The following is a 13,293-nucleotide window of genomic DNA, read 5'->3' on the forward strand; positions in this document are numbered from 1 at the left end:
GTTCCAGGGGGGAGCCACCGTGCTCGTACTGTCGATTCTGTTGATCCTCGCCGCTGTGGTGTTGTACTTCGTGGCCCGGGCGCGCGCTTCGTCCCCGTTGCGCCTGGGTGCCATAGCGGCTCTGGCCGGGGGCGCGTTCTTCGGGATTGCCAGCTGCGTGTACGTCGTCAGCGCCTACGAGGTCGGCGTCCCGGTGCTGTTCGGCAAGGTGGGTACGCCGATGACCTCCGGCATGCACCTGAAGGCGCCGTTCACGGATGTCACGTCCTTCTCCACCCGCCCGGTGGACCTCAACCTCTCCCTAGCTGTTTTCCAACCGATCACGTGTCTGACCTGCTTGTTTGCAGCTTGTGATCTTCGGGTTCGGGCGTGCAGGGTGCCGGTGTTCTCGTCGTCGAGCCTGGAGGTCCGCCGTGCCCACGCCCGCTGCTGTCATCAAGCGCCGACTGGGTGATCTCGAAGCCCGGGCTGTCGAACTCCACGAGCGGATCGCGGTGTTGCAACGGGAGGCGGCCCAGGTCGAAGAGCAGGTCACGCGCTGGCGTATCGGCGGTGAGGTCTTCGAGGAGGTTGAACAGGAACTGCGCGAGGGCAGGGCTGGTGGCCGGGCCACCGGGGCGGACGATGCGTCCGAGGTGGCCGCTGCGGAGGGCGGTGGGGAGTCCTCGCAGGCGGTGACGGGGGCGGAGCCCGCCTCGCGGTATGTGCCGCAGTGGAGCGAGGGGGCCGATCCGGCCCGGCTGCCCGGCCTGTACGCCAAGATCGTGGAGTTCGTGTCGGGCGCGGACGGGCCGGTGCGGGTGCCCGATGTGGTGCGGGCCCTGTTCGGCGAGGGCGCCAGCCGCAGTCGGCACGAAGGCGTCCGTGTGCAGCTCAAGCGGCTCGTGGAGCGGGAGTGGCTGGCCGCCGGCGACGGCCGCTGCTTCACCGCCGTCTCACGCTGAGGCGAGTCGGCGCGTCATCAGCGTGACCATCGCCCACTTCACATACGCCTCGTGCGCGGCGGCGGTGCGTTCGTAATCACGTACCAGGCGACGGCAGTTGACCAGCCACGCGAACGACCTCTCCACCACCCACCGTCTCGGCAGCACCACGAAGCCGCTCATGTCGTCGGTGCGGCACACCACTTCGACTTTCAGGGCGAGTTTCTCGCGGGCCCAGTCGGCCAGCGCGCCGGCGTAGCCGGAATCGGCCCACACCAGACGCACCCGGGTGAACAGGCGGCGCACGGCACTGAGCAGGGTCACGCCCGCGTCGCGGTCCTGCAGGTCGGCGGCGGTCACCATCACCACCAGGAGTAGGCCCAGACAGTCCACCGCGATGTGCCGCTTGGAGCCCGACACCAGCTTGGCCCCGTCATAGCCCCGGCGTTCGCCGGTGAGGGTGGCCGCGCCGCGCAGCGACTGGGAGTCGACGATCGCCGCCGTCGGCTCGGGATCGTCCCGGCCCTCGACCAGGCGGACCTGTTCGCGCAGGCGGTCATGGAGGACGTCGAGGAGTTCGTCGGCCTGCCAGCGATGTTGGAAGGCGTAGACCGCTGACCAGGGCGGGAAGTCGGCGGGCATCGCCCGCCACTTGATCCCGTTGGTCACGAAATAGCGCACCGCATCGAACATTTCCCGGTGGCAGTAGCCCTCCGGGTTGCCCCCGCGCCCGCACAGCCAGCCCGGAAGTGGCATCATCCGCCGGATGACCTGCCACTCCTCATCCGTCATGTCTGACTCGTAAAACCGGGACCGCAAGGGGCGGTCGCCGGCGTTGCCGTACAGATGGGCGAGACAGTCGCACTCCGCGGCGAACCGCAGATCCGGAAGCGGACGATCAGGTGCACAGACGGTACCGTGATGCACAACGGGGCTCTGTTCCTTGCGAGTTCGGCGTAGACAACCGACACGCTAGGCATCGGGGCCCCGTCCTCATGCCCGCTCCCGCCAGCAGATCACCCGATCAAGCTCACCGTACGGACCGCCATCGAACACCCGACGGTTGGAAAACAGCTAGTGACTGGTTGCTTCATCGTGTGGTGCGCAGGCGACGGAGGCAGATAAGACTGCAGGCCAGCTCGAGCAGGCCCTGGTGGAGGTCGGCGCGTCGTTCATAGCGGATCCGGAGTCGTTTGAACTGGTGCAGCCAGGCGGTTGGGTCGGCCGCGCGGCGAGGTGCTCGCCGTGAGGGCGAGTCCTGTTCCGCGCGGCCTCCCGCCGAACCGGACATGACGGTTTCCCGGTCATCCGGCTCTCCAGTGACTACTGCGTGAATGATCTGGCTGGCCGTTCCGAATGGATACGGTCGTGGCAGATGTCGCAGGCCACGACTGTTTTGCGGCGCCGATGGAGCATGACGCGCGCCCAGTCGGAAGGCTGCCATCCGGCATGTGCGAGGTCGGCGAGAGCGCGGACGTGGTGCACTTGCACGTTGCCCTTGCTTCCGCAGATCTCGCAGGTATCCGCCAGGAGTCTCGCAATGAGTTCCTTCTGCGGGTAGTCCACCCGGACAGGCTCACGATCGGCGAGTTCCGCCGCCCGCTGCCGTTGGAGGGGAATCCCACCGAATCGGGCCACCAGTGGCGTCCTGTTCTTCCGCTCGATTCGGGCCTCGAAACAAACTCTGGGCCCATTGGGGGTGTCGATACGCGACCTCGCGGCCATCACCGGCTATGCCCACCAGCCGGGCGTCATCCTGGTGCCGAAGACGGAGTCGCCCCGCGACATCGAGCTCGTCGCCGGCGCCCTGGACACCGGCGAGCACGCCCCCGTCGAGGACGCTACCGGCATATCGATGCGCTGTTCTCCACCGACCCGCGCACCTGCATCGACTGGCAGCTCATCGAGAACGGCTGGAAGGACCTCATGCAGGTCGGCCTGTCGGTACGGGAAGGCACCGTGTCCTCCGTCACCCTCCTGCGGCGCCTGAACAACCACTCCCGTAAGAACCAGATCTACAGGGCCTTCCGCGAGGTAGGCCGCGCTGTCCGGACAACCGTTCTGCTCCGCTACCTGTCGGACCCGCAGCTGCGGGAACAGATCACCAGGGCGACAAACAAAGCCGAGGCATACAACGGCTACACGAAGTGGCTGCACTTCGGCGGAGACGGCTACCTGCGCTCCCGCGATCCCGAACTCCAGGAGAAGGCCGTCAAGTTCCTCGACCTGATGGCCAACAGCATCATCTTCTCCACCACCGTCGACATGACCGACACCCTGCGCACCATGGCCGCCCAAGGCCGGGAGGTGAACCCCGACGACATCGCCGCGCTCAGTCCGCACCGCAGGGACAACATGCTGCGCTTCGGCGACTACGACACCGCCACCCTCCACATCCCGCCCGGCCCGTACGACAGCGCGCTTCGCCTTCCTGCGCATGGTCTCTGACACGGGGCCAGCCGTGAGCAGCACCCGAGGCGTCGGCGCGGTCCATCAGCCGCCCGACGACCTCATCCACGAGCTCGTCCTCGACCGGTCCGACGGCCGGGATCTCGTTGTCGTTCATGTCCATCCGTCCCGGCTGGTCAAAGATTGTCCGCCGATCCATCGTGGTTGAAGCGCCGGTCCCGGCTGCGTCCAGCGGTGCCATACGGGACTACTGCGAGACGCTGCCTCAACCAGGAGAGACGGTGAAGCATTTGGCGTCTCACCACCTCTGCCTACGGTGAAGGGGTGAAGAAAATGATTCTCGGTAATGTCGAGGTCTCGCGGGTGGTCGAGTACCACGGTGCCTTCGGCACCACCGATGTCCTGTTCCCGTCCGTTCCCGGCGAACTGTGGCGCCGGCACGAATCCTGGCTGGCGCCCAACTTCCTGAACGCCGAGACGGGTGAGTGGCAGTCCAGCGTTCAGACCTGGGTGCTGCGTAGCGCTGGCCGCACCGTTCTGGTCGATACCGGTCTGGGCAGTGACAAGTCATCGGACGTCGAAGTGTCCGACAAGCACGACGGCGATTTCCTCGACCGGCTGGCGGCGGTGGGGGTGCGGCCGGAGGACGTGGACCTCGTCGTCAACACCCACCTTCACGACGACCACGTGGGGTGGAACACCCGGCTGGTCGACGGCGAGTGGGTTCCGACGTTCCCCAACGCTCGATATCTGATCAGCCGTGCCGACTTCGACTTCTGGCACCCCGCCAACGGCCCCGCCCCGAGGTTCGCCGACACCGGGGCCAAGTTCAACGACAGCGTCCTGCCCGTCCATCAGGCCGGTCAGGCGGTGCTGTGGGAAGGCGACAGTCACCGCATCGACGAGGACCTGGTGCTGGAACTGGCACCCGGTCACACGCCCGGCTCGGCTGTGCTGCGGCTTGAATCCGGCACGGACCGGGCACTGTTCGTCGGCGACGTCATCCACACCCCGCTTCAGATGATCGAACCCGATCACGACATCTGCCTGAGCGAGGACCAGGCCGAGGCCGCCCGGTCCCGGCGTCGCGTCCTGGAGCAGGCAGCCGCGACGAACAGCCTGGTGGTGCCGGCACATCTGGGCGGAGCGGGCGCCGCCGAAGTCGTGAAGTCGAACGGGGCTTTCTCGATCAGGAGATGGGCGCCGCTCTCGGACGCCTGATCCAGTAGGGGAGGATTCTCCTGTGGATGTGCTCAGCGACGCGATCAGCGCCATGCGGGTGGGGCGCCCCTCCATGTCGCTGACGGCGGCGGACCCGTCGTGGGAGATGAAGGTCCAGACCTTCGAGGGTGCCCGGTTCTACGTGGTCACCACAGGATGCCTCCGGGTAGCAGGGCCGGACGAACCGGCCATCACCTTGGGACCGGGCGACGCCGTTCTGTTCCCGCACGGGACTGCGCACACGCTCGCGAACGCCACCGATGGCATGGCCCAGTTCCTGTCCGGTGATTACCGGCTTGATCAAGCCCGCCCTCACCCGCTGTTCCAGAACCTCCCCGATCTGGTGAGTCTTCCCGCGCGAGCGGACCGCTACCCGAGTCTCCAGGCGTCGATTGACTTGTTGCGCAGCGAACTCGGCGAACAGATGTATGGCAGGGACTTGGTGCTGCCGGCCCTGCTCGACGTGCTCCTCGTGCACCTGATCCGCGCCTGCCTCATCGAACGCGTGGGGCTGCAGGCCACCGGCTGGTGCGTCGCCCTCCACGACGAGGTGATCGCACGATCACTACGCGCCGTGCACGAACGCCCCGCCGATCCATGGACCGTGGAGTCGCTGGGCGCGCACGCGGGCCTGTCCCGTGCCGCCTTCGCCCGCAGGTTCACCGCCATGGTCGGGCAGCCACCGCTCACCTATCTGACGTGGTGGCGGCTCACCACGGCGGCACGCCTGCTCCAGACGACCGACGCCCCGCTGTCCGCCGTCGCGCAGCGCAGCGGATACGGCTCCGCGTACGCGTTCGCCAACGCCTTCAAACGCGAGTACGGGATCTCCGCCGGCCGGTACCGGCAGCAACACCGCACCGATCACCAGTAACCCTCCGAGAGCTCGGCTTCGCAAGCCTGACGACTACGAGGCCACCTGGCTCACCGAGCCTGACGATCGCACCTGGCCAGACACACCACCGAGGTCATGGCGGTCCGTGGACGGACGGAACTGAACGACGTTGCCGGGGGCTGGATCGATGGGCCCTGGTGGGCTAGCGTCCTCTTCTCGGTCATCACTCTGCGTATTCACTCGCTGAGGGATGTACCACGACAACAGGTCCTGGGTCTTTGGAGGAGATACGCCCGGGGTCGGCAAGACCATGCTGTCCGTCGCGCTGGGCCGGGCCGCGGTCGACGCCGGGCACCGCGTCTACTTCACCACCGCCGCCGAACTCGCGGCCAAGTGTCACAAGGCTGCCCTCGAAGGCCGCTGGAAGACCTGCATGCGCTTCTTCGCAGGTCCGAAGCTTTTGATCATCGATGAGCTCGGCTATCTCCCGCTGCCCGAGGACGGGGCCTCGGCCCTCTTCCAGGTGATCAACCAGAGGTATCTGAAGTCGAGCACGATCCTGACCACCAATGTCGGCATCGCCGACTGGGCCGGCGCCTTCGGCGACGCCACCGTCGCCGCGGCGATGCTCGACCGGCTCCTGCACAGGGCCGCGGTCGCCGGCATCGACGGACCCTCCTACCGGCTCCGCAACCACCAGACCCAGGCCGACACCATCCGTCAGGGAGTGAACGCCCGTGTCTCCTGACCCCGACACCACCCCACTCGCTCCGCAGTCCGCCAACTGTCCTGTCTGCCAGGGTGAGTTCATCCCGCAGCCCAGGCAGATCTACTGTTCTCCCCGCTGCAAATCCGCAGCCCACCGACTTCCTCCGGCAGCCCCTGCGGCCCACACCTGTCCGGTCTGCCACGGCACCTTCACCGCCAACCCTCGTCTGCGGCAGGTCTATTGCTCACCCAACTGCCGACGCGACGCGGAGAAACAGCGCAACCAGGCCCGCGACGAACAGCGGGCCATCCGGCTCGGCGAGCAACCGGCACGACCCGCTCCGGCACCCGCGAGCGTCCCCGCCCGCCCCGAGGAGGCCCTGACTCCCACCGCGATCCGCAACTGCCCGCACTGCGACCAGCCCGTCACCATCGTCGCCCTGCTGGCCACCCCCGAAGCGGCCCGGCCCTCGATCACAAACCGCGTCCCGGACATCACCCCGCTCAGACGGACCCCGTGACCAGCACCCTCAGCGACTCCGCCTGACCGTCACCGATCAACAGGACCCCGGCGGCCTTCGGCCGCCGGGGTCCTCACACATGCTCGTCGCTCCCCATCGTCCCCACAACGTTCAAGATCCAACGAAATGGAGGGAAGAGCGCCCCTGGCCGTTTTCAAAGATCCTCATCAACGGCCATCGCTGTCCACATCGAACGCCTCAGCGGTCTCCCACCAACCGAGAAGGCACCCCCTTCCCGACGACCGACCGCCTTCCAGGACTACCTCGACCGGTGCGGGATCTCCAGGCCAAAATCCTGGCGCACCCTGGGCACCTGACCTCCCCTGGTGGGGAGGAACGACGGGGGCGAGGTGTCCGTGCGGATCACCACGTAGATTCCGTGCCCGGTGGGGACGTTGCTATTGGGCAGTTCACGGAACGGGACGAAGCCGTGGAAGCCGCGTTCGGTCAGGGTCTTCTGTGTCAGCTCTGGTGTCGGGCTCATGTCAGGCATGGTGCCAGGCGCATCGGACAGACCCCGGTGTCCCGCCAGACGCGAAAGCGCCCGTAGACCGTCGGCCACGGTCCGTACTCGGACGGCATCTCGCGCCACTGGGTGCTGAACCGAACCGCCAGATCGCCCCCTCGAACTGCTCCCGTAGCCGCTCGGGGTACGGACCGTACTCGCCCATCGGCAGGTATGACCGATGAACTCCCCTTACTCGACGATGAGTTGCTTACGTGTCACACCCAGCGCCCTGCCAGGTAGTACCCCCGTGCGGGACCAGAAACCAAGATTGATCACGACCTCACACTGGCCCTAGCACGAAGACGTCGGAACCGCCGTGGCGGAACCATGGCCGTCGTCGCCGGGGACGGGCCGGGTGAAGCGGTAGCACTGCTTGACTGCTGACTGCGAGCTTGAGACAAGGACGGAGACGGTCATTGTGTCTCCCTGACGCACCACGTTCTTGACGTCGAAGGAACGCCGTGCGGTGGGGTCGAGGGCATCCTGCACCCCGGCGCGCGTCAAGTCCTCGGCATACATGCTTGAGATGCGCGTCATCGCTAGACGGACCCGGTTGCCGATCTGGGTGCTCGGACGGCATACATCATCGTCCCGCTCGGAAGCTCTCGCCGTCCAAGCCTGGCCGGGGCGTTGGGCGAAGGTGAAGACGAAGCACCGGGTCACCTTGACGGGCCCGCCACCGGGGAGTATGGCCTCGTCGTCGTACTGTGCGGATTTCGCGGCCGTGGCGGTGAACTCGCGGCGGGAGGTGTCGTAGGTGATCACTGGGGCTTCGGAGTGCTGCCAGATCACGCCGATGAGTGCGTCGGCATCGGTGGTGCCGCTCGTGTCGAGTGCGCGGGCCGTGTCGTCCGCCGTGGCGCGGGCCTGCTTCCGTATGAGTGCGAATGCCTTGTCGCTGCGCTCGCTGTTGACGTTCCCGTCGTGCCAGTGCTGGTACCACAACCAGGAGACGACGATGCCGAGAACGACAGACAAGGCGATCAGGATGGTCAGGCAGCCGGTGGTCACGAGGCGGTTCGCCCGCCTCGTGACCACCGCACTGCCGGTTTTGTCAGGTCCCACTAGCTGCCTTTGTATCCGATACCGGCCAATGCTTGGTCCATGACCCGGGCGTAGCCCGTGGTGCCGGCGTTCTTCGGGTGGAACGACTCAAGGCTGGCGCAGACGTTCTCCCCGGGCCAGGGGAGGCAGGGAGCCTGGTTGGCCGGGTCACCTTCGTGGAAGTCTCCGTCGCCGTTCGGGCCGGCGACGACACGGTTGATCCACTCGTCGCTGTCACAGATTCCGTGTCCTCGGAAGGCGGGTATCGGATCGGCGAAAGCCACCCTGGTTCCGGCCCTGTTCAGTTCCGCCACCTTGGCCTTCTGCTTGTCTCTCACGTAGTCGGCCAGCTGGTTCAGGGCGTCGAAGTCGGCTGTCACGCATTGCTCGTCACTGACGAGGCGAGGGTAGCCCATGAGGACGATCTGTGCGTTCGGCGCGGCATCCGCGATGTCGTCGATCAGGCCGCCGGTGTCCGCGACCGCTTGGTCGACCTTGCCTGTGTAGTCGGCTGGGTCGCACACTCCGATGATGTAGCAGTTCGTGACGGCGTTGGTGAAGTTGTCCCCGTCGTTGCCGCCGATGGTCAGCATGACCAGGGTGGTGTCCGGGCTGAGGACACCGGAGTCGATCTGGCTCTTCTCGCGGTAGTTGCCGATCTTTCCCCATGGTGTGGGGTTTCCTGTGGTCAGCTGCCAGGTGTGCGCGCCGGAGCAACTGACGTCCAGGAAGTCGACGGTGCTGCTCCTGTTGTCCGAGAGTTCGCCGAGGCTGGTGCTTTGACCGGGCAACAGGACCTTGCGCGGCCGGGAGTTGTCGCTGCGTCGGCATGCGTTCCAGGTGCTCTTCCCGTGGTCTCTGTCGGACTCGGGTGAATAGGCTCCGGTCCCCTCGCCGGAGGTGTAGGAGTCGCCCATGGCGACGACCATGTGCTTCGGCTTGCCCGACAGCTTCTGGAAGGCGACAGCGTCCCAGGCGACGTCTTCGTCCGCTGTGCCGTCGTCGGTGGTGTTTGTCAGCTCCACCCGTGGGGTGCCGGTGAAGCGGTAGACGCCGAGTTCGACCCAGGTGTTCTTACTGAAGTGGGTGTTGACGTAGCGGTGGCGGTCACCGCCTGCGACACCCTTGATGACGTAGTGGGCCTGCTGGGTGTGTGCCCCGGTGTCAGGCATGTGAGCGAAGACGCGGGCCCATTCGATGTTGCGGTCGAGGGTCCAGGTGCCGTCGATGGTCATGCGGCCGCCGGGGCCGCCGAGATGAGCGGTGTCGCGGGTGTGCGTGTACCAGAAGTGGCCGCCGTGTCCACCGCCGATCTGGTGCAGGTCTCCCTTGGCCTCGAACGGGCCCAGGCCCGGTCCGGTCGCCGCCGGGTTGGGGTGGAAGGTGAACTGGAAGTTGCCGGCGTCGGTGTCGGACGATCCGCAGGAACTGTACGTGTCCATGTTGTCGGGGACGGACTCGACGATCAGTGCCCCGTCCGGGGCGTCGCACTCAGGCGTGCCGTACTGCAGCCGATGGCCGCGGCCCGGTTCCTCGCGCAGCGTGGTGTACTTGATGCTTTCGTGGCCGCAGTCGGCGTCGCAGTTCGGCTTCCACGTTACGTTCGAGCCGCGCCACCAGTACTTCTCGTAGCACTTGGCGTCGGGACAGTCCGGTGGGTTGGCGGCATCGCAGTTGTTGGTGGCGTTGCAGAACGCGTCCAGGGGCGGCTTGACACGGTCGCGCTGCCCCGGGTTGGTCCACCAGGCGGGCCGGAAACCGGCACTGGAGTAACCTGACTCGCCGGGCCAGTCCTGTCGGCCGTCGGAGCCGTAGGAGTAGCCGGTGTCCATGGACCAGGCGGACCAGCCCATCACCTTCTCCTGGTACGGCCATTTCTGGGGCCTCGCGGCGTCACGCGGGTCGGTCATGAACGGGTGCCGCGTGGGCGGGTAGACGGGGTTCGCGGGGTTGTTGTACCAACCCAGGCCCCACGGCTTGCCGTCACCCTTGTTTTCGTTGAAGCCGAGGTTGTAGTTCCACAGCGCGGCGAACCAGTTTTCCGGCTTCGACGGGTCGTCGTTGTTGACGGTGATGGTCTGCCCCGTGGTGTGCACCTGGTTCCACTTGTCCGCGAGGATGTACATCGACGCCAGGACGCCGATCTGGTCTGGATCGAGGCCACCCTCGACGCGCTGCCGCAGCCCGTCGCAAGCGAGGTCCGCGCCTGGGTAGACGTGCTGCGCAGCCAGGGCCGCCGAGAGGGCGAGTTCCGCAGCTGGGACGGCATGCGCCGCTACCTCGCCTACGTCCAGCCGGTGCTCACTGACTGGACGGCGACCGGGGTGGCCACGCTGCGGGAGATCACTAAGCAGCAGGTCGAGGACGCCGTGAACGGCCTGTCCGGCCACGCCCGCCGGCAACTCGCCATCGTCCTGCGCAGCCTGTTCCGCTCCTTGAAACGGCAACGCATCGTCTTTCGCGATCCCGCCCGAAACCTGCCCGTCGGCGACCTGAAGGGGATACCGCGGTCCGTGCCCAGCGACCTGCTGGCCGGCCTCGACGAACCCGCATCTGCTGGTCAGCCAGAAGACCGCGCTCGACCCCGACCACCCAGCCATCCACGTCGGCACGCTCCGAGGGGTGCTGCCCAAAGGCGTGACCTTGGACGGCCTGCGCCAGGACCGAATCCTCAACGAGGCGCTCGAGTGCGGCGATCCATTGAAGCTGATGCGCCTGTTCGGCATCACGGAGAAGACCGCCATGCACTACGTGGGGACCGCCCATCCCGAACGCACGGCCAAGCTACCGAGATGAGGCGAGCCTTCAGCCTCCCGGGTCATCCGCATGCCACGAGTGCGCCTGCTCGGACAGGGCGCGCACCGGCAGCGATCGGCAGTGCGTACACAGGCGCATCGGCGGCGTCCGGTACGGGGCCGAGGTGGTGGTGGCCGGTCATGTAGCATCAGGCGGGCACCTCTTGAGCGCACGCTTAATAAAATCCTCACGGGCTGCGATGGCCGACTGGGAGATGGCGGTGTGCGGAGCCATGACGTCGAACCCGTGGAAGCCACCGCCCCAAAGGTGGAGGTCCACGCTGACTCCGGCAGCCGACAGTTTCCTTGCGTAGTCGAGAACTTCGTCACGGAATGTGTCGACACTGCCGCAGTCGAGGAAAGTCCTTGGGAGACCGCGGAGGTCGGTAGCACGTGCCGGCGCCGCGTAAGGGGAGACATCGGGGCTTCCGCGTCGTTCGCCCAGAAGGCTCGTCCAGCCGAAGTCGTTCTCCGCAGCCGTCCAGACTCCCTCGCCCTGAAGCATTCGGCTCGATACGGTGAGCGCCCGGTCGTCGAGCATGGGGTACATCAGAATCTGATGGCTGAGGCGGGGAAACCCGTGGTCGCGGGCCATCAGGGCGGTTCCAGCGGCAAGTCCGCCGCCTGCGCTGCTACCAGTGATCATTATTCGGGCAGGGTCGATGTTCAGGCTGGGCGCGTTGCGTGCCGTCCACAGGAGCCCTTGGTAGCAGTCGCTGACGGGGGCAGGGTCGGGATTTTCCGGGGCCAGCCGATATTCGACCGAGACGATGACGGCGCCCTGTTCGGCGGCTATCGGCGCGAACTGCTCGAAGCCGGTACGCCGGTTGCCCGTGACCATCCCCCCGCCGTGAATGTGGTAAATGCACGGCCAGGGCCCGCTGCCCTCGCTCGGTGTGGCGACCAGCAGGATGAGGCCGGGGCTGCCCTGTGATTCCGGCACCGCGATGTCTTCGATCCTGAGCCGTCCGCCTGCGGTCAGGTCAGGCGGAGCGACACCGGGAACACCCTCGTCCATGGCTTGCCGCATCTGTCCGAGTGACTCGGGGCCGGCGGTGCCCATGGCCTGCCGGATCCCGGGAAGAAGCGCGGCGAGTTCAGGATCGAAAGGCGGCCGAAGGGGAGTGACTTCCGTGCGGCCTTCGGGCTCGGGCTTGGGTGACATCATGTCCTTTCCATAGTGGTGTGCGGGCAGCATGTTGCCTGTTGACTGCAATGCGCGGTGGCCGTTCGCCCGCTGCGCGCCTTCTGCGTACGTGTCAGGCGGACCAGCGCTCCTCGGCCGTCTGTGCGGCGCGCGCCCGGGCCGCCGCCTGCTCGTTCGCTGCGGTGAACACTCCGGCGCGCCGCTGCTCAGCCGCGCGCTCAGCATCGGTGAAGGTCAGGTTGGCGTTGATGGCGACGGCTGCCCTGTAGCCGGCGCTGGCCGCGTTGACGACTTGTTCGGCGGGGCCCGTGTTGTTGCCTGCGGCCCACACCCCCGGCACGCTGGTCATCCCTGTGGCGTCGGTCTCGACGAACGGGCCCAGAGGGGTGTCGTTCTTCTTCGCGTCGAGCATTGAGAGCAGGTCGTCGCGCGGAACCATGCGGGGAGGTATGACGAGGACGGTTCGAGAAAGAACGTGCTGGTCAGTCAGTCGCACGCCGGTGAGGCGGTCATCGGTGACTTCTAGGGTTTCGATGCTGCCGCTGACAACGCCGATCCCGGCGGCCTGCAGCAGTTGCCACTCGACATTGGGCACCGCGTCCTCGCTCACACCGTCGAGGAAGAGGATGACGTCCTGCGACAGCTGTCGGAACAGCAGGGCCTGGTGCACGCCGCCGCCCTTGGGGTAGAGGACGCCGATCGGCTGATCACGCACTTCCCAGCCGTGACAGTATGGGCAGTGCAGCACGTCTTTGCCCCACCGTTCGGCGACGCCGGGAATTGCGGGCAACTCGTCGACCAGGCCGGTGGCCACCACCAGACGTCGTGCGTGGACCTGTCGCCCATCGGCGAGTGTCAGGTCGAGTTCGCCCTGACCGTCCGCGACGGCTTCGGTGACACGAACTGAGATGATCTGCACGCCGTAGGCGGACACTTCCTCTCGGACGGTGGCGAGGAACTCGGCAGGCGCCATGCCGTCGCGCGAGGGGTAGCCATGCATATGACCGGCTGGTGCGTTGCGCGGCTCGCCAGCGTCGATCACCAAAACCGAGCGGCGTGACCGCCCCAGTACCAGCGCCGCGGACAGGCCCGCCGCGCCGCCGCCGACCACGACCACCTCATAGGTGTTGTTCTGCATCAATGATCACCCTGACTTTGTCTGTGCTGTCTTACTGAGGACGA

Annotated in this window: 16 protein-coding genes and 2 pseudogenes; 9 read left to right on the forward strand and 9 right to left on the reverse strand. The window is 66.7% G+C overall.

The genetic code is table 11. The features are described from left to right. Window positions 1-19 precede the first annotated feature (19 nt). Complete coding sequence (locus P8T65_RS01315; protein ID WP_316723571.1) at window positions 20-454, forward strand: hypothetical protein; 435 nt, start codon at window positions 20-22, stop codon at window positions 452-454. Continuing rightward, a complete protein-coding gene (locus P8T65_RS01320; protein WP_316723384.1) occupies window positions 414-944 on the forward strand; it encodes a hypothetical protein in 531 nt (176 codons plus the stop codon). Before P8T65_RS01315 ends, P8T65_RS01320 begins: the two co-directional genes overlap by 41 nt. On the opposite strand, the gene P8T65_RS01325 is transcribed toward P8T65_RS01320, so the two are convergent. The 3 genes and pseudogenes from P8T65_RS01325 to P8T65_RS47110 form a co-directional block, all read right to left on the reverse strand. After that, on the reverse strand, window positions 936-1,715 hold the full coding sequence (locus tag P8T65_RS01325; protein WP_316723383.1) for an IS5 family transposase: 780 nt from the start codon (window positions 1,713-1,715) through the stop codon (window positions 936-938). The two genes, P8T65_RS01320 and P8T65_RS01325, sit on opposite strands and share 9 nt — an antisense overlap. 298 nt (window positions 1,716-2,013) lie before the next feature. Then, a pseudogene (locus P8T65_RS01330) lies at window positions 2,014-2,136 on the reverse strand (IS5/IS1182 family transposase); the annotation flags it as partial. Between the two features lie 110 nt (window positions 2,137-2,246). After that, on the reverse strand, window positions 2,247-2,489 hold the full coding sequence (locus tag P8T65_RS47110) for a hypothetical protein (RefSeq protein WP_399098112.1): 243 nt from the start codon (window positions 2,487-2,489) through the stop codon (window positions 2,247-2,249). Between P8T65_RS47110 and P8T65_RS01335 the strand changes: the two genes are divergently transcribed. The 6 genes from P8T65_RS01335 to P8T65_RS01360 all read left to right on the forward strand — a co-directional run bounded on the left by P8T65_RS01335 (window position 2,373) and on the right by P8T65_RS01360 (window position 6,617). Then, window positions 2,373-3,371: a Tn3 family transposase gene (locus P8T65_RS01335; protein ID WP_316731446.1), complete on the forward strand. Its 999-nt coding sequence runs from the start codon at window positions 2,373-2,375 to the stop codon at window positions 3,369-3,371. The genes P8T65_RS47110 and P8T65_RS01335 overlap by 117 nt on opposite strands. Before the next feature lie 13 nt (window positions 3,372-3,384). Further along, complete coding sequence (locus tag P8T65_RS01340; RefSeq protein WP_316723572.1) at window positions 3,385-3,540, forward strand: hypothetical protein; 156 nt, start codon at window positions 3,385-3,387, stop codon at window positions 3,538-3,540. A gap of 116 nt (window positions 3,541-3,656) precedes the next feature. Continuing rightward, complete coding sequence (locus tag P8T65_RS01345) at window positions 3,657-4,553, forward strand: MBL fold metallo-hydrolase (protein WP_316723573.1); 897 nt, start codon at window positions 3,657-3,659, stop codon at window positions 4,551-4,553. Between the two features lie 22 nt (window positions 4,554-4,575). Further along, window positions 4,576-5,427, forward strand: a complete 852-nt coding sequence (locus P8T65_RS01350) for an AraC family transcriptional regulator (RefSeq protein WP_316723574.1) — start codon at window positions 4,576-4,578, stop codon at window positions 5,425-5,427. 211 nt (window positions 5,428-5,638) lie between these two features. Continuing rightward, window positions 5,639-6,136 (forward strand): ATP-binding protein, encoded by a 498-nt coding sequence (locus tag P8T65_RS01355; RefSeq protein ID WP_316723575.1) that lies wholly within the window; start codon window positions 5,639-5,641, stop codon window positions 6,134-6,136. Beyond that, a complete protein-coding gene (locus tag P8T65_RS01360; protein ID WP_316723576.1) occupies window positions 6,126-6,617 on the forward strand; it encodes a hypothetical protein in 492 nt (163 codons plus the stop codon). Before P8T65_RS01355 ends, P8T65_RS01360 begins: the two co-directional genes overlap by 11 nt. A gap of 259 nt (window positions 6,618-6,876) precedes the next feature. On the opposite strand, the gene P8T65_RS01365 is transcribed toward P8T65_RS01360, so the two are convergent. From P8T65_RS01365 to P8T65_RS01380, 4 genes and pseudogenes are all read right to left on the reverse strand, one after another. After that, window positions 6,877-7,101, reverse strand: a complete 225-nt coding sequence (locus P8T65_RS01365) for a hypothetical protein (protein ID WP_316723577.1) — start codon at window positions 7,099-7,101, stop codon at window positions 6,877-6,879. Window positions 7,102-7,130: 29 nt separating this feature from the next. Next, window positions 7,131-7,288 (reverse strand): annotated as a pseudogene (locus P8T65_RS01370) (transposase); the annotation flags it as partial. Window positions 7,289-7,416: 128 nt separating this feature from the next. Further along, window positions 7,417-8,103 (reverse strand): hypothetical protein, encoded by a 687-nt coding sequence (locus P8T65_RS01375; protein ID WP_316723578.1) that lies wholly within the window; start codon window positions 8,101-8,103, stop codon window positions 7,417-7,419. An 86-nt stretch (window positions 8,104-8,189) separates the two neighbouring features. Beyond that, window positions 8,190-10,571 carry a hypothetical protein gene (locus P8T65_RS01380; protein ID WP_316723579.1) on the reverse strand — a complete coding sequence of 794 codons (2,382 nt, stop codon included), beginning with the start codon at window positions 10,569-10,571 and terminating at the stop codon, window positions 8,190-8,192. 220 nt (window positions 10,572-10,791) lie between these two features. Here P8T65_RS01380 and P8T65_RS01385 point away from each other — a divergent pair, with 220 nt between their 5' ends. After that, the gene (locus P8T65_RS01385) at window positions 10,792-10,965 is read left to right on the forward strand and encodes a hypothetical protein (RefSeq protein ID WP_316723580.1); all 174 of its coding nucleotides are present in this window, start codon (window positions 10,792-10,794) and stop codon (window positions 10,963-10,965) included. Window positions 10,966-11,103: 138 nt separating this feature from the next. On the opposite strand, the gene P8T65_RS01390 is transcribed toward P8T65_RS01385, so the two are convergent. Next, entirely contained in the window at window positions 11,104-12,132 is a 1,029-nt protein-coding gene (locus P8T65_RS01390) for an alpha/beta hydrolase (RefSeq protein ID WP_316723581.1), read from the reverse strand. 91 nt (window positions 12,133-12,223) lie between these two features. Continuing rightward, complete coding sequence (locus P8T65_RS01395) at window positions 12,224-13,249, reverse strand: NAD(P)/FAD-dependent oxidoreductase (RefSeq protein ID WP_316723582.1); 1,026 nt, start codon at window positions 13,247-13,249, stop codon at window positions 12,224-12,226. Window positions 13,250-13,293 lie beyond the last annotated feature (44 nt).

Source organism: Streptomyces sp. 11x1, from assembly GCF_032598905.1.
GTDB lineage: Bacteria > Actinomycetota > Actinomycetes > Streptomycetales > Streptomycetaceae > Streptomyces.